22 protein-coding genes are annotated in these 21,065 nt (G+C 73.6%); 7 read left to right on the top strand and 15 right to left on the bottom strand.

Annotated elements, in window-relative coordinates:
• Window positions 1-125: 125 nt before the first annotated feature.
• Complete coding sequence (locus tag D7318_RS04065) at window positions 126-1,670, bottom strand: ATP-dependent DNA ligase (RefSeq protein WP_120695440.1); 1,545 nt, start codon at window positions 1,668-1,670, stop codon at window positions 126-128.
• Window positions 1,671-1,762: 92 nt separating this feature from the next.
• Here D7318_RS04065 and D7318_RS04060 point away from each other — a divergent pair, with 92 nt between their 5' ends.
• Window positions 1,763-2,557, top strand: coding sequence for a hypothetical protein (locus tag D7318_RS04060; RefSeq protein WP_147437614.1), 795 nt, complete (start codon window positions 1,763-1,765; stop codon window positions 2,555-2,557).
• A gap of 33 nt (window positions 2,558-2,590) precedes the next feature.
• On the opposite strand, the gene D7318_RS04055 is transcribed toward D7318_RS04060, so the two are convergent.
• A complete protein-coding gene (locus D7318_RS04055; protein ID WP_230423333.1) occupies window positions 2,591-3,394 on the bottom strand; it encodes a sulfite exporter TauE/SafE family protein in 804 nt (267 codons plus the stop codon).
• A 170-nt stretch (window positions 3,395-3,564) separates the two neighbouring features.
• Between D7318_RS04055 and D7318_RS04050 the strand changes: the two genes are divergently transcribed.
• The 3 genes from D7318_RS04050 to D7318_RS04040 all read left to right on the top strand — a co-directional run bounded on the left by D7318_RS04050 (window position 3,565) and on the right by D7318_RS04040 (window position 6,320).
• Window positions 3,565-4,227: a SanA/YdcF family protein gene (locus D7318_RS04050; RefSeq protein WP_120695438.1), complete on the top strand. Its 663-nt coding sequence runs from the start codon at window positions 3,565-3,567 to the stop codon at window positions 4,225-4,227.
• 189 nt (window positions 4,228-4,416) lie between these two features.
• Complete coding sequence (locus D7318_RS04045) at window positions 4,417-5,538, top strand: acyltransferase (RefSeq protein WP_120695437.1); 1,122 nt, start codon at window positions 4,417-4,419, stop codon at window positions 5,536-5,538.
• Complete coding sequence (locus D7318_RS04040; protein WP_230423332.1) at window positions 5,502-6,320, top strand: putative protein N(5)-glutamine methyltransferase; 819 nt, start codon at window positions 5,502-5,504, stop codon at window positions 6,318-6,320. Before D7318_RS04045 ends, D7318_RS04040 begins: the two co-directional genes overlap by 37 nt.
• A 678-nt stretch (window positions 6,321-6,998) precedes the next feature.
• On the opposite strand, the gene D7318_RS04035 is transcribed toward D7318_RS04040, so the two are convergent.
• The 4 genes from D7318_RS04035 to D7318_RS04020 all read right to left on the bottom strand — a co-directional run bounded on the left by D7318_RS04035 (window position 6,999) and on the right by D7318_RS04020 (window position 11,372).
• On the bottom strand, window positions 6,999-8,393 hold the full coding sequence (locus tag D7318_RS04035) for a polysialyltransferase family glycosyltransferase (protein ID WP_120695436.1): 1,395 nt from the start codon (window positions 8,391-8,393) through the stop codon (window positions 6,999-7,001).
• 4 nt (window positions 8,394-8,397) lie between these two features.
• On the bottom strand, window positions 8,398-9,363 hold the full coding sequence (locus D7318_RS04030) for a glycosyltransferase family 2 protein (protein WP_120695435.1): 966 nt from the start codon (window positions 9,361-9,363) through the stop codon (window positions 8,398-8,400).
• Between the two features lie 282 nt (window positions 9,364-9,645).
• Window positions 9,646-10,275 (bottom strand): MBL fold metallo-hydrolase, encoded by a 630-nt coding sequence (locus tag D7318_RS04025; RefSeq protein WP_120695434.1) that lies wholly within the window; start codon window positions 10,273-10,275, stop codon window positions 9,646-9,648.
• On the bottom strand, window positions 10,275-11,372 hold the full coding sequence (locus D7318_RS04020; protein WP_120695433.1) for an S-(hydroxymethyl)mycothiol dehydrogenase: 1,098 nt from the start codon (window positions 11,370-11,372) through the stop codon (window positions 10,275-10,277). The genes D7318_RS04025 and D7318_RS04020 overlap by 1 nt, the downstream gene beginning before the upstream one ends.
• A gap of 90 nt (window positions 11,373-11,462) precedes the next feature.
• Between D7318_RS04020 and D7318_RS04015 the strand changes: the two genes are divergently transcribed.
• Window positions 11,463-11,729 carry a CDGSH iron-sulfur domain-containing protein gene (locus D7318_RS04015; protein ID WP_120695432.1) on the top strand — a complete coding sequence of 89 codons (267 nt, stop codon included), beginning with the start codon at window positions 11,463-11,465 and terminating at the stop codon, window positions 11,727-11,729.
• 53 nt (window positions 11,730-11,782) lie between these two features.
• On the opposite strand, the gene D7318_RS04010 is transcribed toward D7318_RS04015, so the two are convergent.
• From D7318_RS04010 to D7318_RS03990, 5 genes are all read right to left on the bottom strand, one after another.
• Window positions 11,783-12,730 carry an iron-containing redox enzyme family protein gene (locus D7318_RS04010; protein WP_230423331.1) on the bottom strand — a complete coding sequence of 316 codons (948 nt, stop codon included), beginning with the start codon at window positions 12,728-12,730 and terminating at the stop codon, window positions 11,783-11,785.
• Window positions 12,731-12,916: 186 nt separating this feature from the next.
• Window positions 12,917-13,471 carry a hypothetical protein gene (locus D7318_RS04005; protein WP_120695430.1) on the bottom strand — a complete coding sequence of 185 codons (555 nt, stop codon included), beginning with the start codon at window positions 13,469-13,471 and terminating at the stop codon, window positions 12,917-12,919.
• A 19-nt stretch (window positions 13,472-13,490) separates the two neighbouring features.
• The gene (locus tag D7318_RS04000; RefSeq protein WP_120695429.1) at window positions 13,491-14,033 is read right to left on the bottom strand and encodes an MOSC domain-containing protein; all 543 of its coding nucleotides are present in this window, start codon (window positions 14,031-14,033) and stop codon (window positions 13,491-13,493) included.
• 87 nt (window positions 14,034-14,120) lie between these two features.
• Window positions 14,121-14,642, bottom strand: a complete 522-nt coding sequence (locus tag D7318_RS03995) for a hypothetical protein (RefSeq protein ID WP_120695428.1) — start codon at window positions 14,640-14,642, stop codon at window positions 14,121-14,123.
• Window positions 14,643-14,859: 217 nt separating this feature from the next.
• Window positions 14,860-15,852 carry a hypothetical protein gene (locus tag D7318_RS03990; protein WP_147437613.1) on the bottom strand — a complete coding sequence of 331 codons (993 nt, stop codon included), beginning with the start codon at window positions 15,850-15,852 and terminating at the stop codon, window positions 14,860-14,862.
• A 330-nt stretch (window positions 15,853-16,182) separates the two neighbouring features.
• Here D7318_RS03990 and D7318_RS03985 point away from each other — a divergent pair, with 330 nt between their 5' ends.
• Window positions 16,183-16,599 (top strand): helix-turn-helix domain-containing protein, encoded by a 417-nt coding sequence (locus D7318_RS03985; protein WP_408055439.1) that lies wholly within the window; start codon window positions 16,183-16,185, stop codon window positions 16,597-16,599.
• 63 nt (window positions 16,600-16,662) lie between these two features.
• Here the strand turns inward: D7318_RS03985 and D7318_RS03980 are convergent, their stop codons facing one another.
• Entirely contained in the window at window positions 16,663-17,268 is a 606-nt protein-coding gene (locus tag D7318_RS03980; RefSeq protein ID WP_120695425.1) for a ClpP family protease, read from the bottom strand.
• 1 nt (window position 17,269) lies between these two features.
• Entirely contained in the window at window positions 17,270-17,902 is a 633-nt protein-coding gene (locus tag D7318_RS03975; protein ID WP_230423329.1) for a ClpP family protease, read from the bottom strand.
• Window positions 17,903-18,056: 154 nt separating this feature from the next.
• Here D7318_RS03975 and D7318_RS33320 point away from each other — a divergent pair, with 154 nt between their 5' ends.
• Window positions 18,057-19,247, top strand: coding sequence for an HNH endonuclease signature motif containing protein (locus tag D7318_RS33320; protein WP_230423327.1), 1,191 nt, complete (start codon window positions 18,057-18,059; stop codon window positions 19,245-19,247).
• Window positions 19,248-19,298: 51 nt separating this feature from the next.
• On the opposite strand, the gene D7318_RS03965 is transcribed toward D7318_RS33320, so the two are convergent.
• Both D7318_RS03965 and D7318_RS03960 read right to left on the bottom strand, forming a co-directional pair.
• Window positions 19,299-19,757, bottom strand: a complete 459-nt coding sequence (locus D7318_RS03965; RefSeq protein ID WP_183091297.1) for a hypothetical protein — start codon at window positions 19,755-19,757, stop codon at window positions 19,299-19,301.
• Between the two features lie 29 nt (window positions 19,758-19,786).
• Window positions 19,787-21,031, bottom strand: coding sequence for a DUF6745 domain-containing protein (locus tag D7318_RS03960; RefSeq protein WP_230423325.1), 1,245 nt, complete (start codon window positions 21,029-21,031; stop codon window positions 19,787-19,789).
• Between the last annotated feature and the right edge of the window lie 34 nt (window positions 21,032-21,065).

The raw sequence follows: 21,065 nt of genomic DNA, 5'->3' as shown, positions 1-21,065 counted from the left end.
CGGCCCGATCGATCCGTGCGTTCGCGGACGTGGACCTATGAGGACGTGAGTGGCCTCAGGGATAAGGATGCGCCAACGAGACGGAACGTTGAGGCTCCCCCCATAACGATGGAAACACGGTTCCGCTACTCATTCGTCCGCAAGGCGCGCACGGCGTCCAGGGAATCGGCCTGGTCAGGCGTCTTGTCCGGCCGGTAGCGCACGAGGCGCGCAAACCGTAGAGTGACGCCCGCGGGGTAGCGCGTCGAGCGTTGCACGCCGTCGAACGCAACCTCCACCACCAGCTCGGGCCGCACCGTGACCACCCCGCCGCTGTCGTCCACGGCCAACTCGCGCAGGCGTTCCGTCTGCCACGCGAGCACGGCGTCGGTCATGCCCTTGAACGTCTTGCCGAGCATCGCGAACGAGCCGTCAGCCGTGCGCGCCCCCAGGTGCAGGTTGGAGAGCGAGCCCGTGCGCCGCCCGTGCCCCCACTCGGCGGCGAGCACCACCAGGTCGAGGGTGTGCACCGGCTTGACCTTCAGCCACGACGCGCCGCGCCGCCCCGCGCTGTACGGGGTGCCGAGCGCCTTGAGCAGCAGCCCCTCCTGACCCCGCGCCAGGGTCTCCTCGCCGAACTCCCGTGCGGCGCGGCGCGTTTCCGCGCTGTCCGGCTCCCTGGCCATGAGGCGCCGCACCTGCCGCTCCTCGGGCGCGACGCGGGCGAGCTCGGCGTGGCGCTCCTCGATGGGCAGGTCGAGCAGGTCGCGGCCCTCGACCGTCAGCAGGTCGAAGAAGACGGGCGAGAGCGGCAGCGTCCCGCGCAGCGAGCCGACCCGCCCCGCCGTCTCCTGGAAGGCGCGCGGCCGCCCGCTCTCGTCGAGCGCGATGACCTCACCGTCGAGCACCGCGCGCCCGACGGACAGTTCGCGCGCGGCGGCCCGCACCTCGGGGAGGCGCTCGGTGATCTCGTCGAGCGTCCTGGTCCAGATCCGCACGTCGTCGCCGTCCCGGTGGACCTGGACGCGGATGCCGTCGAGCTTCTCCTCGATCACGCAAGGGCCGAGCCTGTCGAGCGCGTCGTCGAGGTTCTTGGCGCCGCGCGCCAGCATCGGCAGCACGGGCCGCCCCACCCGCAGCGCGAACTCGCCGAGCGCGGCCTCGCCCCGCGCCAGCAGCGCCCTGGCCACCGCGCCGAGCGAGCCGCCCAGCATGACCGCGCGCCGCACGTCGTCGGGCGCGGCGCCGACCGCGGCGGCCAGCCCTTCCACGGCTGGGGGTCCCCCCGCTTGCGGGGGAGCGTCGAGCGCGCCCTGCCGCAGCTCGCCGCCGATGAGCCGCACCAGGAAGTCCTGTTCCTCCTCGGTCGCCTCGGCGAGCAGGGCGCCCATCAGCCTGCGGCGTTCGGCGTCCGCGCCCACGCCCGAGACGGCGGCGACCCGGGTCAACGCCGCGTCCGCGTCCCGCACGGTCAGCCGGGGCGCGGTCAGCGGCGGCGGCCGCTCGGCCAGCGCGCGCCAGCCGACGCCGAGGCGGCGCTGCGGCAGCCGACCGGCGAGGTAGGTGATCACGACGGGCGCCTCTTCGGGCTCGGCGTCGCGGAAGAGGCGGGCCAGCGCGGCGACCTTCTCGGTCCGCGCCGCGGTGGCCGCGACCTCGCGCGAGGTCCGGGCGATTTCGGCGAGCAGCACCCCTCCATCGTGCGACCGATCGCGCGAACGTGCCTCCTCGCGCCCTCCGCGGCCGTACGATGTCGCGCGTCCCGCGCGTCCGATCGCGGGCGGTGTCTGTGCTGGGGGTGTCCGTGCCGGGGATGTCCGTGCTGGGAAGAGGGCTCACCGCGGGGCTTGCCGTGGCGTTGTCCCTGACGCTCGGCGGTTGTTCGGGGTCCGAGGGCCCGCCGCCCGCCGCGGGCGACGACGGCGCGGTGAACGGTACCGCTTCACCGAGCGCCGACGGCTACGACTTCGCCGCCGACCCCGCCAAGCTGCCGCGGGACGCGGCCGGGGCGCGGGCCCTTGCCGCCGTGATCGCGCCTGACCCGGCGGCGCTCGGCGACGGCTTCGTGGCCGCGACGCCGTACGAGAGCGACCCGGGGACCTGGGCCGTGCTCGACGACGCGTGCGCCTGGCAGCGCGAGCCGCTGCCCGACGGCGTGCTCAGCAGCCTCTCGCGCTACGCCGAGGCGCCTGGCGCCGACGGTGAGCCACCCGTTCGGGTGACGCTCGTGGTCACGGTGCACGCGAGCGTGGAGAGCGCCGACCGCGAGGTGACGACCACACTCGAGGAGGCGCTGCGCTGCCCCGACCAGCAGCTGGGGCGCGGCGAGTACGTCACGGGCCTGTCGTCGTTCGGCAGCGCCGCCGGGGTGCGCGGCCAGAACTCCGCGGACGACCACGTGGTCGAGACCGGGCAGTACACGAGCGACGCGGACGGAGGCCCGCACCCCTACACCTGGGCGGTGGACCGCATCGGCTCGGTGATCGTCGGCGTCTCCGTCCGCGGCCCGGCCGATGAGGCCCTGGCGACCGACGCGCTGGCCGGGATGCGGTCGCGCGTGGAGGAGGCGCTGGGGTGAACGGGCCGTTGACCGTGCCGGTGAATGGGCCGTTCAACGCAGGAGGTTGAGCGCGGACGCGGCAGTGAAGCCGAGCACCAGGCGTTCGAAACGCTTCTGGTTGAGGCGGTGCACGCTGGCCCGGCCGATGAAGGCGCCCACGGCCAGGGCGGGGAGCAGCAGGGCGTTGAGCGAGAGCGAGTCAACGGTGATCAGCCCCAGGCCCACGCTGAAGGGCACCTTGAAGACGTTGACGATCAGGAAGAACCACGCGCCGGTGCCGAGGAAGCGCAGCATCGGGAAGCCCGCGGCCAGCAGGTAGAGCGCCATGACCGCGCCGCCCGCGTTGGCCACCATCGTCGTGAACCCGGCCAGCAGGCCATAGCCGAACGCCAGCAACGGGCCGCCCCCGCCCACCCGTTGCTCCGCGGGCCGCTTCTCATCGGTCCGCCCTTCCTCGGCTCGCCCCTGCTCGGCCCGCCGCCCGCGGCGTCGGCGCTGCCACAGGTGGACGCTGACCACGGCGAGCAGCAGGGCACCGATCGTGCGGCGCATCACCGTGTCGTCGACCCGCGCGACGAACACCACCCCGACCAGGATCCCGACCGCCACCGAGGGGAACAGCCGCCACAGCACCGACCAGTCCGCGTGCCGCCGGTAGGCGCGCACGGCCAGCAGGTCGCCCACGATCAGCATCGGCAGGAGCGCGCCGCTGGACTCGCGCGCCGGGAGCGCGGTGGCGAAAAGCGCGACGCTGATGGCCGCGACGCCCCCGATCGCCGTCTTGGCGAACCCCACGAGCACCGCGCCGACCGCGAGCACCACCAGGTCGGCGGCGCTCAGCTCGAACCCGGTCACGGGGGCGGGGCCGCGGGACGGGGGCGTGAACGGCGCAAAGACATACCATCATCCCATCACGGCACGCGCCCCTCGGGGAACTCCGCATCGGCGTCGCACGTGTTCACGGTGTGCAACTCACCGAGTCTCCTTCGCGGGTACGGCGCGTCCTGGCCGCCGCCAGGCCCCGCATGCCGCGCACCGTTCGCGGCAAGCGCCGGGCGCTCCAGGCGTTCATGCTGCTCAGCGTCGCCGCGCTGCTGCCGTCCGCGTGGCTCCACGTGACCACCGACGGGCGCGTGCACACGGTGGGAAGCGCGCCCTCCGCGCCCGTGACCGTCGTCTTCGGCGCGGGCCTGCGCCCGGACGGCGAGCCCTCCCAGTGGCTCGCCCACCGCCTCGACACCGCCGCTGAGCTGTACCACTCGGGGCGCACCCAGGCCCTCCTCGTCACCGGCGACAACAGCACGGACGACTACAACGAGCCGGACGCCATGCGGCGTTACCTGATGGAGACCGGCGACATCCCCGCCGACCGCATCGTCACCGACCACGCGGGCTTCAACACATGGAACTCCTGCGCGCGCGCCCGCTCCGTCTTCGGCGTCACCGACGCGCTGCTCGTCTCCCAGGAGTTCCACATACGCAGGGCGCTCGCGCTGTGCGACGCCGCGGGGATCGACGCCCACGGGGTCGGCGTGCCCGAGCGCCTCAGCGGCGTCTGGATCTTCAGCACCCTGCGCGAGATGGCCGGTGCGGTCACGGCTGCGTTCCAAGCCGCGTTCACGCCGTCCCCTGACTTCCCCGGGCCCAGGGAGACCAGCTTGGATGAGATCCTGTCGGAAGCGTCCTGACGGAGGAAGGCCCGAAGGACACCGACCCGGCCTCGGCCCGCACCGGCCGGTTCCCAGGAGTTCACCCCGCGGATACCTCGACGCGGCGGCCTGTTGGCCCCAGGCGGCTAGAAGTGCCCGAGCAACGGACTCCGGAGCCAGGTCCGGCGCCGGCGCTGCCACGCCTGTACCGACCAGCGATCGGATCCCATGCCCACCAACAGCGCACCCCTAGCGACCCCGGAGACCGGCGCGCCCACCGACAAGGACACGCTCACCCCGGTCCCCGAGCCCCGCGCCGCCGCCGCCCCGGTCAACGAGCACCGGTTCGACATCGACCTGATGCGGCTCATCTGCTCGTGCGCCGTCATCCTCGGCCATGTCGCGGGCGCGTTCATCCTCGCCGTCGACCGCGAGGAGGAGAACGGTCCGAGCGCGTACTGGGCGGGCCACATAGCCGACGGGCTCAACCAGTTCGCGGTCCCGATGTTCTTCGCCATGGCGGGCTGGGCCGTGCTGATGGGCGCCCCGCCACGGGACAGCGCCCGCATGTGGCAGCGGATCATCCGCAACGGGCTCCCGCTGTACGTCTGGACGGCCGCCTATCTCGCCTGGGCCTGGCTGCGCGACACCAACGACCAGCCGATGACCGAGCTCGGCGTGGACGCGATCTTCGGCTCGGTGCGGCCCGCGTACCACCTGTGGTTCCTGTACGCGTACATCCCGATCATCATGGCCCTGGCGTTCATCGTCCTGATCCGCTCGGGCCAGCGCCCCTGGGGCCTGGGGGCCGCGCTGCTCGTCGTGGCGACGCTGCCGCACATCCTCGCCACCGTGAGCGAGTTCACCGACTGGTCCGCCCCGACGGTCGGCTGGGGCTTCGGCACCTACTCCGTGGTCTACGCCGTGATCGGCGCCATGCTGTTCGCGCTGCCGGGCGGCCTCTCCCGGCGCGGACGCTGGCTGATGGTCCCGCTGATGGTCGTCTCCGGCATCGGGGTCGTCTACTGGGACACCCAGGTCCACTACGTCATCCCCAACGCGCACCCGTTTGTCGCGATCCTCACCTTCAGCCTGCTGATGCTGGTCAGCCGCGTGCGCGTCCCCGAGCGGTGGCGCCCACGTCTGACGAAGCTCGCCGGTGCGGCGATGGGCGCGTACATGGTGCACGTGTTCTTCGTCGAGGAGCTGGTCAAGCGCTGGGTGGACGCCGACGGCGGCCCGCTCGTCTCGGGCGTGATGCTGCTCGCGATGTTCGCCATGACCGCCGTGCTGTCCTACGGCGTCAGCCTGCTGTGGGGGAAGCTGGGGCTGCGGCGCTGGCTGGGCTGAGGGAGGTCGCCGCGCGGCTGCGCGCCGCGGGCTGCGTCTTCGCCGATGAGGAGGCGCGGCTGCTGATCGAGGAGGCCCGCACGCCGGAGCGGCTCGCCACCATGGTCGAGCGGCGGGCGGCGGGCCACCCCCTGGAACAGGTCCTCGGCTGGGCCGCGTTCCACGGCCTGCGGATCGCCGTCGAGCCGGGGGTGTTCGTGCCGAGGCGCCGCACGGAGGCGCTCGTGGACCGCGCGATCGCGCTGGCCCCCGAGCGCCCGGTGATCGTGGACCTGTGCTGCGGCTCGGGCGCGATCGCCGCGGCCCTGGCCGCGGCGCTCACCCCCCGCGAGCTGCACGCGGCCGACCGCGACCCGGCCGCGGTCCGCTGCGCCCGCCGCAACCTCGCCGCCACCGGCGCCCAGGTCCACGAGGGCGACCTCTTCGCCGCCCTCCCCCGGACGCTGCGCGGCCGGATCGACATCCTGACGGCCAACGTCCCCTATGTCCCCACCGCGGAGATCCCCCTGCTCCCCGCCGAGGCCCGCGACCACGAGCCCCACCCCACCCTGGACGGCGGCCCCGACGGCCTGACGCTCCTGCGCCGCGTGATGGGAGAGGCGGCCACCTGGCTGTCCCCGACGGGCCACGCCCTGACCGAGACGACCCCGGCCCAGGCCCCCGCGGCGGAACGGGCGATCAGGACGGCGGGCCTGACCCCGACGGTGACCCTGGTGAGCGCGACGTCGACAACGGTGATCACAGCGAGACGTGACGCTGCGCTGGCCACCCCGTCCACCTGAGCGCCGCACGACAGCGCGCGGCAGCGTTACCCCGCACGTCGAATTGCCCGCCGACGCGGTGCCACACCAAGTGACGGGCCGCCGCAGAGTGCTCGGGCCGCTGACCCGGATTGCCACTGTGCGTGCGGAGCACGGGCCGCCGCCGTGCGGCGGTGAGCCGCGCGTTGTTCACCGGCGCGGAGCGCAGCGGGCACCGCGCCAAGCTGCGCCCTGCGGTGCGCGGTACCGGGCCGTTGGCCGGGTCCGCCGTGATGCGGCGACGGCTCGCGCGTTGTTCACTGCGCCCAAGGTGCGCCCTGCGGTGCGCAGCACCGCCAACTACCTGGCCAGCGCAGCGTTCTTGGTGCGCCCTGCGGTGCGCGGTACCGCCCGGGTTGGTTGCCCGGAGCGCCGTTGCCTGCTGGGTCAGGTGGCTTGCCACTGTGCGTGCGCAGCACCGGGCCGCCTTTGTTCACCGGCGCGGAGCGCAGCAGGCACCGCACCCAAGGTGCGCCCTGCCGTGCGCAGCACCGCCCACTACCTGCCCAGCGCAGCGTTACCTGTGGCCCGGCCAGCGCAGCGTTCCTCGTGCACCCTGCCGTGCGCAGCACCGTCCACTGCCTGTCCAGCGCAGCGTTACCCACTGCCAGGCCAGCGCAGCGACATCCGCCGCACCCCAACGGCCAGGCCAGCGCAGCGTCACTTGTTGCGGAGTGTTGCCTTCCTGACCTTTCGGGCGATTCTCAGGGCCGCGCTTCCGCCGGGGAGTTGGCGGGTGATTCCCGAGGCGAAGCCGCCGGGGAGGGCCAGGGCCGTCAGGCGGGCGCGTTTGAAGTAGCGGCGGGTGGCGTCGTTCAGGTTCGCGGTGAGCCATGCCTCGGCCTCGCCGCGCAGGCCGGGGTTCGTCTTGGCCTGCATGCAGAAGCCGACCGTTCGCACCAGCGGCTCCACCGACGCGGCGACGTCGGGCCGTCGCGTGACGACCTCCCCCGCCTTCTTCTTCTCCAGGTCGGGGACCAGCGCGTCGACGATGGTGAGCGGGATGCGGTTGCTGTTCTGGTAGGGCTTGATCTTCTCCAGCAGCTGCCCCGTCCCGACGCGCGCGATCGGCACCCCGTAGTACACCGAGGCCGTCAGCATCGCCGTCGAGAAGCAGCCCACCACAAGGCCGGGATCGAGGTGGTCGAAGACCGTCTCCGCCAGCATCGGGGTGTCGAGGACGGTCAGCCTGACGCCCGCCTCGGCCGCCGCCTTCTCCAGCACGCGCGAGTACTGCGCGGGCGCCGTCGGGTGCGGCTTGAACACCACCGTGCGGAACCCGGCCGCCGCCGCCCCGCGCAGCATCCGCTCGTGCAGGGCCTCCTCCTCGCGCACGCTGAGGATGTCGATCGCCGCGAGGTACTGGCCGAGGATCACCGCGGGCTTCCCCTCGGGGACCCCGTCCGCGTCGGGCGCCACCGCGGGCTCGTGCTGCGCGCTGATCTCGTCGAGGACCGCGCGGAAGGCGTCGTTCGGCACGACCTCGGCGGGCACCTGGTGCTCGGCGAGCAGCAAAGGGCGGAGGCCGGGCACCAGATCGAGGTGCAGCAGCCGCTGGATACGGATCGACGTGTCGGGGGACAGCCGGTCGCGCGTCGGCCCGTAGCTCATCAACCCGTCCGCGTACACGTGCACATCGGCGTTCGCGAAGATCGTCGCGAGCGCCGCCGCGGGCTTGGCGTGCACCGACTCGACGGCCAGCTCGACCGGCCCGTCGCCCAGCCCCCACCAGCGGCGCAGCAGCCGCTCCCACAGGGGCGAGTCACGGTCGGCGGGGCCCCAGTCGCTGGGGTGGTGCGGGCTGATGGTCTCGTTCCAGTCGACGACCTGGTCGAAACGTGCCGCGATCCGGCCCCAGCCGGTCATCTCGTCGATGCCGGAGGCGGTCTCGGGGATCGCGGCGTTGTTCGAGACCAGGAGCACGCGGTGCGCCGAGCCGCCGGGGCCGAACTGCCCGGCGTCGAGCGCCGCGGCCAGCGTGGCCGCGCCGTAGAGCGTGGAGACCTCGAAGATCTGGATCAGCTTGTCGTCGCGCGGGGTGTTCCGAACGTCCATGGATTCAGGCCGCCTTCCGTACCCGGCCGAGCAACCGCCTGAGCACTCTCCCGCGCTCGTCGCCCATGGCCACCAGTGTCCGCTCGAGCAGCTGCGGCGGGAAGCGCCGCAGCGCCGCCGTCGACTCCTGCTTCAACCGCCGTGCGGCGTCCGGCTCGTAGCGCTCGGCGTTCGCGGCGTGGAAGGCGATCATGGCACAGTACGTCCGGACGATCTTCGGCAGGAAGCGCTCCGACTCCCGGTCCCGCATGACCTCGTCGAGGATGAGGTCGTGCGCCGGGAGGAAGTCGAGCTGCCGGTCGTCCCGTATCTGGGTCAACGACGTGGTGACGCCGCGCCGGTAGAACATCCCGAGCAGCCCCACCGAGGCGAACGACGTCGCGCGCAGCTGGAGCTGCCAGCAGAACACCCGGTCCTCGGCGGTGCGCAGGTGCGTCTGGAAGCGCAGCCCGTCGTCGAACAGCGAGCGCCGGTACGCGCCCGCCCACACGAACGGGTAGTCCACCATCGTCTTGCGGTCGGCGGGCGCGATCGCGTCGCGCGGGCTCATCGCCACCCCGCGCCGGGGCGCGGGGGCGCGCACCACGGTGCGCCGCTTCCCGTTCGACTGCACATGGTCGGTGCGCACGTAGTCGCAGTCGATCGACTCGGCCGCCGCCGTCAGCTGGTCCAGATAGCCGGGCGCGTACCAGTCGTCACCGTCGAGGAACGTGACGTAGTCGCCGCTCGCGGCCTCGATCCCGGTGTTCCGCGCCTGGGAGATGCCCAGGTTGGTGTCGTGCCGGAGCACCCTGGCCTGCGGGAGCTTGCCCTCCGCCCGTCCGAGGATCTCGCCCGTGGCGTCCGTGGACCGGTCGTCGACCAGGATGAACTCCGTGTCGGGCCCCGCGTTTCTCTCCAGGCTCCGGAGGGTGGTGGGGACGAAGTCCTGAACGTTGTGGCAGGCGACGATGACTGAGAGCTTGGGCACCGGGTTTCCAGGGGCAGTGAGCAGGACAGGCACGACCGTAAACACGCGACCAGCGAGTCAGGATACGCGCGGGTGACCGCGTGGTAAACGCTGCCTTTACGCTCGGTGAGATCACGTCATCCAGCCGCTGACACGTCACTCTCCAGCATGCCGGACGACCCGCCGTTCCGACCATGGCCGCAACCCCCTGGCCGCCCGAGGAGTCAAACACGCCGTCGACGCGCCGACTCATGCGGGGGTGCACCCGCGCAACGCCATGGCCGCGCCGGGCGCGGCCATGGCTCAGTGCCCGCGGGCGATCCACGCGTCGAGGTGGGGGGCCTCGTCGCCGACCGTCGTGCCGTCCCCGTGACCGGGGCGGACCGCGGTGTCGGGGGCGAGGCTCAGCAGCCTCCCCTCGATCGACCGGATGATCGTGGGGAAGTCGGAGAACGAGCGCCCCGTGGCCCCGGGGCCGCCCGCGAAGAGCGTGTCCCCGGTGAACACCGTCCCGAGCGCGGGCGCGTACAGGCACACCGCGCCCGGCGCGTGCCCCGGCGTGTGCAGCACGGTGAGCGCCGTGCCCGCGACGGTGATCACCTGCCCGTCGGCCAGCTCCCCTTCGGGGGCCCGGTCCGGGTGCGTCAGCTTCCACAGCGGCAGGTCGTCCGGGTGCAGCAGGACGGGCGCGCCGGTGCGTTCGGCGAGCGCGGGCGCGGCGTTGACGTGGTCGTTGTGCGCGTGCGTGCTCACGATGGCGAGCAGCCGCCGCCCGCCCAGGGCCTCGGCGATGGCGTCGGCGTCGTGTGCGGCGTCGATGACGACGGCCTCGGTGTCGTCGCCGACGATCCACACGTTGTTGTCGACGTCCCACACGCCGCCGTCGAGCGCGAACGTGCCCGAGGTGACGACGCGTTCGATCCACGCGGCCATCACAGCACCACCACCGAGCGCAGCACGTCGCCCGCGTGCATGCGGTCGAACGCCGCCTCCACGTCGTCGAGCCCGACCGTCTCGCTGACGAACGCGTCCAGGTCGAGGCGCCCCTGGAGATAGAGGTCGATCAGCATCGGGAAGTCCCGCGACGGCAGGCAGTCGCCGTACCACGACGACGTGAGCGCGCCGCCACGCCCGAACACGTCGAGCAGCGGCAGCTCCAGCGTCATCTCGGGCGTCGGCACCCCGACGAGCACGACCGTTCCGGCCAGGTCGCGGGCGTAGAACGCCTGCCGGTACGTCTCGGGGCGGCCCACCGCCTCGATCACCACGTCGGCGCCGAAGCCCCCGGTCAGCTCGCGCACCGCCTCGACCGGGTCGGCGTCTGCCGCGTTGACCGTGTGGGTGGCGCCGAGGCGCAGCGCGGTCTCCAGCTTGCGCGGGTCGATGTCGATCCCGATGATCCGCGCCGCGCCCGCGAGCCTGGCGCCCATGATCGCCGCGTCGCCGACGCCGCCGCAGCCGATGACAGCGACGCTGTCGCCGCGCCCTACGCCCCCGGTGTTGATCGCGGCGCCGATGCCCGCCATGACGCCGCAGCCGAGCAGCCCGGCCGCGGCGGGGGACGCGGCGGGGTCCACCTTGGTGCACTGCCCCGCGGCGACCAGCGTCTTCTCGGCGAACGCGCCGATGCCCAGCGCGGGGGACAGCTCCGTCCCGTCGGTCAGGGTCATGCGCTGCGTGGCGTTGTGCGTGTTGAAGCAGTACTGCGGCCTGCCGCGCAGACACGCCCGGCACTGGCCGCACACCGCGCGCCAGTTGAGGATCACGAAGTCGCCCGGCGCGACGTCGGCCACGCCGTCGCCGACCGCCTCGACGACCCCGGCGGCCTCGTGGCCCAGGAGGAACGGGAACTCATCGTTGATCCCGCCCTGCTTGTAGTGCAGGTCGGTGTGGCACACGCCGCAGGTCTGCACCCGCACCAGCGCCTCGCCGGGGCCCGGGTCGGGGACCAGGACGGTCTCCACCCGCACCGGCTCGTTCTTGCCCGGTGCGATGACGCCACGTACCTCATGACGTACGTCGTGTGCCATGAACGCTCTCCTCGTGTCCTGTCCCGATCGGCCGGTCGCCATTCTCGGGCGTGACGGCACGAACCGTCCATATCCGGGTACTCGCGGGCCATGTCGACGCACAAGCCTTCGCGCGAGCCGTTCGGGTCCGCCGGGTCCGCCGAGCCCGCCGAGTCCGCCGTTGAACGGCCCGCGCGGCGGGTCGCGCAGGAGCGCGGTGGGCCGCTGCTGATCGAGGGGCCGGTGGAGTTCCGGCACGAGGACGGCACGACGACCCGTTCGGACCGCCCGGTCGTGGCGCTGTGCACGTGCCGCCGCAGCAAGCACTTCCCGTTCTGCGACACGAGCCACCGCCCGCGCCGGCGCGACGAGGGCTGAACGGGCGCGGCGTGCGCCCGTGGGCGCCGCGTGCGCCCGTGCGCCGGGGCGCGTCAAGACAAGGGGCGGCGCAGGGCGGACTCGCCGCGCTCCCACGCCCCGCGCACGGCCTCGGCGAAACGGTCCTCCAGCCACACCGTCGCGTCCACCCCGAACGCCACGTCCCTGGCGAGCCACGGCTCGTCCTCGAGCAGGCCCCCGACGACCTCGCGCCGCACGAGCTGCTCGTGCACCGCGTCCGCCTCGACGTGCTCCAGGTGGAAGCCGACCGCCGCCTCCCCGGCCCCGGCCCGCTCGAGCGCCTGCGCCATGCGCCGCGACCCCGGCGACGACATGGTCTCGAGCGCCGCGAAGTGCCCGACGAGGCCGCCGCGCAGCACCCGGTGGAGGCCGAGCATCGACATCAGGTTCACGGTGCACAGCGCCTCGGCCGTGCCCGCCTCCTCCAGATAACGGCCGTAGGCCGGGTTCAGCCCGAGGTCGGCCATCAGCTCCGCGTACAACCGCGCGTGCGCCCGCTCCGCGCGCCCCGCCCCGAACTCGTCGTACTCCACGGCCACGAGCCCCGCCTTGGCGCGCCCTGAGAGCCGGGGGATGGCCCACGCGTGCGGGTCGGCCTCCTTCAGGTGGTAGAGCGAGCGCAACGCCGCGTACTCGCGCAGGTGCCACAGCTCCCCCTCGTCCCGTAGGTAGAACGAGAGGCCGGTGCCGTTCACCGGCTCGACCAGCAGCGCGTCCAACGCCTCGGCGGGCGTCTCGTGCGTGGGGGCGTCCGTGCGCAGCGCGCCGAGGAAGCGCTCCTCGAGCGCCCCACGGAGCCGCAGCAGCTCCGGATCCCACTCCCACGCCGCGTCCACGCCATCGAGGCCGCGGTAGTGCAGCTCGTAACAGAGATAGAGCGCCAGCTGGAGGTCCTCCCCGTAGGGCTCGGCCCCCTCGACCGGCCCCCCGGCGCACACCTCGACAGCGCGCCCCGGCTCACGCCGGAGCGCGCCGATCAACGCCTCGGACACTCCCCCGCAAGCGGGAGGTACCCCCACCCCGCAAGCGGGAGGTACCCCCACCCCGCAAGCGGGAGGCACCCCCCGCGCGTCGGGCAACGCGGACACCTCTGGGACATTCATGCGCCCCCGAGTACCCCGCCGCCCCGCCCCTACGCGACCCGCGCCCTCGCGCGGCCGCGCGCCTCAGACGTCGCCGTACCCCTGCGGCCGCCGCACCGGCAGGTCGCTGATCCCCAGGTCCCGCCGCATCACCTGCCGCACCTCGTACAGCCACTCCGAGCCCCGCGCCAGCCGCTCGGGAACGCCGTCGAGATCGCCGGACTCGACGCTCCTGTTGGTCCGCTCCAGCAGGTGGAACAGCCGCCCCGCCGCCTCCATCACCTCGTCGGGAACGGTCATCTGCGCCTCGGCGTACACCTCACGCATCGCACGCCGGTCCGCCGCACGCCGCTCGGTCAGCTCGGGCTCGACCCGCCCGGCCGCCCGCGCCTGGTGATCGCGGTACACCGCCGCGTGGTACTGCCTGAGCGACTGGTTCAGCGCGATGTACACCGCCCGGCGCGCGGCCATCTCCTCGCGCCGGTCCTGCGCCTCGTGCTCCCGCCGCCACTGCCGCTCGGCGTGGGTCAGCTGCACCGACACGGCCCGCAGCGCGCCGCGGTGTGCCAGCAGGCCCGAGGCCAGCGTGCCGACCACGCCCGCCACCGCGACGATCAGCGCGCTCGTCGAGGCGTCCACCCCTCAACGCCCCCCGCGCTCAGACGCGTTCGAGGGGACGGTGCGGGGACGTGGGGAGCTGGGCCCTGATCGCGTCGCCGGGGCGGACGACGCCACCCCGGCGGACCACGCCCATGATCCCGGCCCGCCGCACGACGTTCCCCGCGGCGTCGCGGCTGATCACCTTCTTCAGCAGCCCGTCCTGGAAGGTGTCGATCTGCACACAGGGGTTCCGCAGGCCCGTGACCTCGACCACCGCGCTGCCGCCGAGGCGCAGCAGGGTGCCCACGGACAGGCCGAGGAGGTCGACGCCGGTCGTGGTGACGTTCTCGCCCAGCTCGCCCGGCGCGACGGGGAAGCCGTCGGCCGCGAGCTCGGTGAGCAGCTCCGCGTGGATGAGGTGGACCTGCCGCAGATTCGGCTGGGTCGGGTCCTGCGCCATGCGCGACCGGTGCTTGACCGTGACCCCCGCGTGGACGTCCCCCTCGACGCCGAGTCCCGCGAGCAGGGTGATGCTGTCCCGATTCGGCTTGGTGAACGAGTACTCGCCGCTGCTGCTGACCGCCGTCACCGTCCCGTCCATGCCGCGGAACTCCCCTCTTCCGTCAGACGATCGGCCCCCCAGTCTATCCGGGGGGCCGAACGGGGGAGCCTGGTCAGCGGGGGCCGGTCAGCAGCCGCCGCAGTTGTAGTAGGTGACGTCCCAGTGGTTGCCCTCGCGGGCGTAGACGTTGCCCGAGCCCGACTCGTACAGGGCGGCGCCGTCGCCGCGTTGGCCGATGTAGGTGAAGACGCCGGTGATGTAGCCGTCGATGCAGCCGTTGAGGCCGAAGTCGAGCTTGTAGCCGTTCCAGTGGCTGTAGGTGCCGCCCGCGTGGCCGGTCTCGGTGCCGCCGGTGATGTTGAGGGAGCAGCCGCTGGCGGACCTGAGCGTCTGGGCGCCCTGCGCGGACTCGAGGTTCAGCTGGTCGAACGACGTGCAGGTGGGGACGTTGCGGTCCGAACAGCCGCCGGAGGACGACCACGTGATGCCGGACGCCTGGAACATCGACGTGGCCTGGCTGTGGCTGATCTTGGTCACGAGCGGCGCGACGTCGGCGCTCTCCGCGGCCGCGACGCCGCCCGAGCCGAGGACGAGCGCACCGGCCGCACCGACGGCGCCGACCGCGGACAGAACAGATCGCATACGCATGTGGGGGGACCTCTCTTGAACGATGTGGGGGTTCGACGGGACAACGGAACGCCCGTGATCTACGCGGGTTGAGCCCCGTGCGCTGAAAATACCCGACCATGCACACGTCAACCCCACCGCGGGCCGCGCGGGCCCGCCGCGTCCCGGTCGCCCGCCGTCCCCAACGGCTCGCCCGCGCGGTGCGGCGGGCTCGGCCGACCGGCCAGGTGATCCGCCGCTACGGCCTCGAGCGCCCCCGGAACTCATCGCCCACCCCGGCGCTCACTCCGGCGCCCGCTCCGGCGTTCGCGCCGGCGCCCGCTCCGGCTCGCACCCGACGGCGCGTCGCCGCGCGGACCTCGGGGAGGCTCTCGGTGAGCAGCCCGGCGTACGCGGCGAGCAGCCCCGTCAGCCCGTCCACCTGGTCGCACAGCCGGTCGAACTCCTCCGCGTCCTCGCGCGTCCAGTCCTCCGCCTGGCTGTTCAGCTCCTCGACGCGCAGCTCGGCCCGCACCGCGCGCCCCACCGCCATCGCCCCGGAGTGGACGCGTTCCACGGTGTCGGGCGCCGCCCCGGCCAGCAGGTCGGCCAGCTCGTTCGGGCTCGGCAGGCGCGGGATCCGGTGCTCGGTCCAGAACTCACCCCACAGGCGCCGCCGCCTTGCCTCGGGCCACGGGTCGTCGATGACCTTGACGTCGCCGCCCTCGCGGTGGATCAACAGCCCGCTCCGGGACGCGAGTCCCAGCGCCTCGGCCATCAGGTCGTCGCGCTCGGGGCCGCCGTGCGCCGGGGTCGGGCCGAGCCACGCGGCCAGCTCGACCATCTGCCGGGTCTGGCGGTCGACCTCGGGGAGCTGCGCGACCTCCTTCTCGTCCATGGGGAGCGCGGGGTTGCCCGCGCCCAGGCGCACACTCGTTACGCGCGCGCCCTCGGCCGCCGCGGCGAGCGCCACCGCCGCCGCGTCGGCCCACCAGGACACGAACTCGCGGGCGGCGTTGCGGAACCGGGTCGCGGAGTCGACGGCGAGGCGTTCGCGCGTCGAGGAGATGGCCATCTCGCAGTCGACCAGCGGGTGACGCGTCCGGTCGCAACGCTCCAGGTGCGCCTCGCCCGCCTCCATCAGGCTGTCGCGGCGCCGCTGTTCGCCGTCGGACTCGCGAAGGAATTCGCGCACGGCCGCTCCAAGACCGGACAGGAATTGATCAATCGCCTCGTCCGACATGCCCACCATGGGCGAATCCCCGCCGGAACCGGAAATCAGCGCGAGAACAGGCACAGAATCCCTCCCACCATGTCGCGGCGCCACCACGGCGTCGGCTTGGCGAGCACCGTAGTGGCTGGGGGGACGGGTGGGGCCGGGACGCAAGTGCCGTCACCCCAATCGGGGATGGCCCGTTCACAGGTGCTGCGAAAGAGGCGTTGCGGAGGAGGCGTTGCGGAGGCGGGGGCGCGGGGGCGCGGGGGCCCGGGCGCGGGCGCGGGGGTGGCGCGCCCGTCGATTTCGCGGAGGGCGGAGGGCGGGGCCCTTCCCGGCGCCCGCCGCCTCCCTAGGCTGAGGAGGGTGAGCGACCAGCAGCCGGACCGGCAGCCCGACGAAGCCCGCGTCATCCCCCTCCGCCCGGCCACCGTGCCCGCCGCCGCCAGGGAGCCGCTGTGGCGGCACGTCCTCGGCGACGTGCTGCGCCGCGCCCGCCTCGACCAGGAGCGCACGCTCAAGGACGTGGCCGAGGCGGCCCGGATCTCCATGCCGTACCTGTCCGAGGTCGAACGCGGCCGCAAGGAGGCGTCGTCCGAGGTGCTCGCCGCCGCGGCCGGGGCGCTTGGCCTCGGCCTGGCCGACCTGCTGGCGCTCGCCCAGCGCGAGCTCGCCGAACGCGCCGTGCGCCGTTCCGCGCGCCGGAGCGAGGGTGGCATGAGCGCCTCCCGCCGGGCCGTGCACCCCGGTTCGCACCGGGGCGAGGTCAGGCTCGCGGCCTGAGCGCGCGCCCCCCGCGCACGCGCCCCGAGCTCCCCACGCCCGCCGCGCCGTCGGCGGCCCCGCTCAGGCCGCCACCGGCGCGCGCCTGCTCAGCACCTGGTCCGCGAGCCCGTAGGCCACCGCCTCCCGCGCGGTGAACACCTTGTCGCGGTCCATGTCCGCCCGCAGCGTCGCCACGTCGTGCCCGGTGTGCCGGGCCAGCACCTCCTCGACCTGCGACCTGATCCGCAGCATCTCCTTGGCCTGGAGGCTCAGATCGGACGCGGTCCCGCGCTGCCCCGGGCTGGCGGGCTGCCCGAGCAGCACGCGCGCGTGCTCGAGCACGGCCCGCCGCCCGGGGTCGCCGCCCGCCAGCAGAACGGCCGCGGTCGAGGCCGCCTGCCCGACGCAGAACGTCGAGATCGGCGCGTTGACAAAGGTCATCGTGTCGTAGATCGCCATGAGCGAAGTGAACGAGCCACCGGGGGAGTTGATGTAGATCGCGATCTCGCGCTCGGGGTTCGCCGCCTCCAGGTGGAGCAGCTGGGCGATGACGACGTTGGCGACGCCGTCGTCGATCTCGGTGCCGAGGAAGACGACGCGCTCGGACAGCAGCCTGCTGTAGACGTCGAAGGCGCGCTCGCCCTGCGGGGTGCGCTCGACCACCGTGGGAATCGTGTACTGACCCATCTCAGAACCCCGTCCTGCGGTACGCGTCCGCGGGCCGCACATCGGCCAGCGAGACGACGACGTGATCGACCATTCCGTACGCCTTGGCCTCATCGGCCGTGAACCACCGGTCGCGGTCGCCGTCGCGCGAGATCGTCTCAGGGGTCTGGCCCGTGTGCTCGGCGGTGATGCGCTCGATGGTCCGCTTGGTGAACTCGAGGTTCTCCGCCTGGATGGCGATGTCCGCCGTGGTCCCGCCGATGCCCGAGCTGATCTGGTGCATCATGATGCGGGCGTTCGGCAGCGCGTACCGCTTCCCCCGGGTGCCGACGGTGAGCAGGAACTGCCCCATGCTCGCGGCGAACCCCATGGCCAGCGTGGCCACGTCATTGGGTATGAGCCGCATCGTGTCATAGATCGCGAGACCGTCGTGCACGGAGCCGCCGGGGCTGTTGATGTACAGGCTGATGTCCGCCCGCGGGTCCTCGGCGGAGAGCAGCAGCATCTGCGCGCAGATCCGGTTGGCCGACACCTCGTCCACCTGGGTCCCCAGGACGACGATGCGCTGCCCGAGCAACCGCTCGGCGAGATGGTCGTCGAACCGCGACGGAGCCGTGTCCCCGTCCGCGGCCCGCGGCCTTTGGGTGAGCGCCACGATCGATCCTCCTCGTTCCACACCGCGGCGACCCTCACCACGGCCCACCCGAAGTCTCGACCGAAAACCCCCACTTCCTCACGATTCTCGGCCCCCAGCAGATTCGCCGACGGCAGAGCGAACCGGGCGCCCATCCGTCACGTACTGTCGGGCCATGGCCATAGGGGACATAGCCGGGGTCCATGTCGAGCGCGCCGTCGCGGAGTTCGACGAGCGCGGACGCGACGCGTTCCTCGCGCGGTACGGCTTCGGGCGCGCGGTGCGCTACCTGCTGTCGCACGGCGGAAGGCTCTATGACTCGAAGGCGATCATCGGCGTGGCCCATCGCTTTCTGCCGGGCCAACAGGCCCTGTCCCCTGACGACTTCAGCGGCGGCCAGGAGCACGCCGTCAAGCGGCTGCGCGAGTTGGGCTTCACCGTGGTCGACGTCCGCGAGCGGCGGCGCCTCGAAGGGCTCCGCGACCGGGTCGCCCGGCTCGAGGTCAGCCACGCGTCCGGCGGTCCCGCCCTGCATCAGCCCATCACGCTGCTGTGGGCCATCGGCCGGGCCCGCCGCGGCGAGGAGCGCCTCCTGCCCTGGACCGAGACCGAACGCGAGCTGCGGCGGCTCATCGAACGGCACGGCGCGCGCGGCGAGCGCCCCCACCCCGACCACCCGATCGCGGGGCTCACCCGCGCCGGCCTGTGGGAGCTGCCCGAGCACCCGGCCGAGGGGCCGAACGCCCACGGCGACGCGGGCCCGCACCGCTGGTTTGCCGAGCACCGGCCGGTCAGCGGCCTCGCCCGTGACGCGCACGACCTGCTGCGCGACTCGGGCGAGGCCCGGCTCACCGTGATCGCCGCCCTGCTCGACAGCTCCTTCGACGGCCTCGATCCCGAGCCCCTGCTGAAGGAGACGGGCCTGTACGACGAGGGGGCGACGGGCGACCCCGGCGATGCCACCGCCGGGTTCGACCCGCTGCGCTACGCCGAACAGTGCGCCGCCATCGAACGGTTGGAGCCGCGCGACCACGGCAGGCGCGTCGAGCGGACCTGGAACGCGCCCCTGCGATCGGGCGCCGCCCGCCGGTTGGCGCTGGCGCGGGCCAACGGCCGCTGCCGCAACCCCCGTTGCACCGGCCAGCCGGATGACGTCACCGACCACGGCGAGCCCCTGCTCGAGGTCGACCACGTCGCCGACCTCGCCCTCGGCGGGCGCGATCACCCCGGCCAGATGATCGCCCTGTGCCCCAACTGCCACGCGCTCAAGACGCGTGGCAGCCGCCGCGAGGAGCTGCGGCGCGTCCTGCTGGCCGTCGCCGCCGACGACCACGCCCGCGCGCTCGCCGCGGCGAGCACCGGCTGACCCGCCGACGGCCCTTGCTGACCCGCCGACGGCCCCTGCCCGCCCGCTCGCTCAGTCCTGGACCAGCCGGGCGCCACCCGGTGTTCGGGGGTCGCCGCGTTCGCGTTGGCGGCGGATCGTCCAGGTGCCGGGGGCGATGCCCGTGGCGCCGTGTTCGGGGTGGATCAGATAGGCCGGGGCGCTGTTGGTGACCAGGCAGAGGGTCAGGCCCTGCGCGTCCCTGACATACGGGGTCCACGCGCACGTGCCCCGGTCGGCGACCAGGGTGTGGGGGTTGCCGCCGTTCGCGCCGCGCAGCAGCTCGACGCCGTCGGCCCCGACGTCCTGCCAGTGGGCCAGGGGCGAACGGGTCACCCTGGGCAGCTCGGACCGCGGGACGACGATCAGGTCGCCCTGCGCCTGGATGCCGTCGATCACCGGGATCGACAGCGAACGCTCCAGATGCGCCAGGACGTCGAGGCCGGTCCGCTCGGTCAGCTCGGCCAGGGTCAGCGGGGTGGGATGGGTCATGGGCATCACCGTTGATGAAGAGGGCCGCTTCATGTGCGGCGCTGCAACTGGGCGTACTGCGGGCCCGTCAGGCCATAGGTCCAGCCCGCGGCGGCCACCGGGTCGTCGAAGTACCCGGGGACGGCCAGGCCGTAGCGGCGGCGCCTCCCGTCGGGCTCGACCGAGCCGTTGGTCGCGACGACGAGGCGGGCCGAGGCGCCCCACACCCGCGGGGGCACGTCGTACAGGGACAGGAACGAGCCGGGGTTGCCCGGGTCCGCCGCGGTGGAGACCAGGCGCAGCCCGGCCTCGTCGATGTAACGGTCCCAGCCCAGCCGTTCGATCGCGGTCCTGCGGACCTCGACGTTGGTCTCCCCGTGGATCAGCTCGGGCGTGGGACCGTCGACGACCCACCGCGGCACGGGCGTTCCGTGCAACGCGTACAGCTCCTCGCCGTCCCCGAACCGCACCGCGGGGCCGTCGTCCCGGTGCAGCCGCAGCCCGCCGAGCCCGCCGTCGCGCAGCGGCTCGGTGTGCGTCTCCACGGGCCGCTCGGCCATCACGCACAGCGCGGGGCCCGGCCACCACCAGCCCGTCGACCGCGCCAACTCGGCCCAGGGCCACACCTGTTCGGAGTCCGGCCACAGCTGGCGGCGCCCGCCGAGGCGCGCGGCCAGGTCCGCGCGGGCGATCCAGAACGCGTCGTGCTGGCCATGCCAGTTGAGGCCGGGCGGCGGCCCTTCCGCAGGCAGCAGCGCCATGCGCAGCGGGGCGCGCACCGCGTCCGCGAGCGAGGCCCGCAACGCCGTGTGGACCACCGTGTCCACCACGCCGAACAGTGGCGTTCCACGGCGCAGCGCGGCCTCGGGGTCGTCGACGTTCTCGCGGAACTCGCCGCGCCCGCCGCGCGGTTGGGAGCCGCGCCCGGCCCAGCCGCGCCCGGCCCAGCCGCGCAGCCGGTGTCTGAGGCCGGAGCAGAGCGAGGCAAGCCGCCCGGCGACCGGCAGGTCGGGCCCGCACACCGGCAGGGCACGCTGGCGCAGCCGGGAGGCGGGGGCGTCGTCGGGAAGGGAGCCACGGACCGCCGCGACGGCCGCCACGGGGGAGGCGGTCCAGAGGAAACGCGGCGGGGGCTGGCCAAGTCGGCGGTACAGCTCGGTGACGGCGGCCTCGGCCCGCGCGCGATCGGCGGGGAGCGTGGCGAGACCGTGTCCGAGCCACTCGTCGCGCACGGCGTGCGCCAGCGCGATGGCCTGCCGGGACGTGTCGGGAATCGGCGGCGCCACGGCGCTCACGCGAGGGAGGCGGAAGCCGCCTTTCGATCGGTCA

The sequence above is a fragment of the Streptomyces radicis genome (assembly GCF_003626575.1).
In the GTDB taxonomy this organism is placed as follows: Bacteria; Actinomycetota; Actinomycetes; order Streptomycetales; family Streptomycetaceae; genus Streptomyces; species Streptomyces radicis.
The sequence above is the reverse complement of the archived record's forward strand: the minus strand, read 5'-3'. Positions and strand labels throughout refer to the sequence as shown.

Excerpts from the sequence above, each read along its gene's own strand:
- D7318_RS03980 (WP_120695425.1), bottom strand. The coding sequence starts at position 17,268 with ATGGGTCAGTACACGATTCCCACGGTGGTCGAGCGCACCCCGCAGGGC.
- D7318_RS04035 (WP_120695436.1), bottom strand. The coding sequence starts at position 8,393 with ATGGACGTTCGGAACACCCCGCGCGACGACAAGCTGATCCAGATCTTC.
- D7318_RS04045 (WP_120695437.1), top strand. The coding sequence starts at position 4,417 with ATGCCCACCAACAGCGCACCCCTAGCGACCCCGGAGACCGGCGCGCCC.
- D7318_RS04050 (WP_120695438.1), top strand. The coding sequence starts at position 3,565 with ATGCCGCGCACCGTTCGCGGCAAGCGCCGGGCGCTCCAGGCGTTCATG.
- D7318_RS03995 (WP_120695428.1), bottom strand. The coding sequence starts at position 14,642 with ATGCGTATGCGATCTGTTCTGTCCGCGGTCGGCGCCGTCGGTGCGGCC.
- D7318_RS04025 (WP_120695434.1), bottom strand. The coding sequence starts at position 10,275 with ATGGCCGCGTGGATCGAACGCGTCGTCACCTCGGGCACGTTCGCGCTC.
- D7318_RS33320 (WP_230423327.1), top strand. The coding sequence starts at position 18,057 with ATGGCCATAGGGGACATAGCCGGGGTCCATGTCGAGCGCGCCGTCGCG.
- D7318_RS03990 (WP_147437613.1), bottom strand. The coding sequence starts at position 15,852 with ATGGTGGGCATGTCGGACGAGGCGATTGATCAATTCCTGTCCGGTCTT.
- D7318_RS04000 (WP_120695429.1), bottom strand. The coding sequence starts at position 14,033 with ATGGACGGGACGGTGACGGCGGTCAGCAGCAGCGGCGAGTACTCGTTC.
- D7318_RS03965 (WP_183091297.1), bottom strand. The coding sequence starts at position 19,757 with ATGACCCATCCCACCCCGCTGACCCTGGCCGAGCTGACCGAGCGGACC.
- D7318_RS04015 (WP_120695432.1), top strand. The coding sequence starts at position 11,463 with ATGTCGACGCACAAGCCTTCGCGCGAGCCGTTCGGGTCCGCCGGGTCC.
- D7318_RS04020 (WP_120695433.1), bottom strand. The coding sequence starts at position 11,372 with ATGGCACACGACGTACGTCATGAGGTACGTGGCGTCATCGCACCGGGC.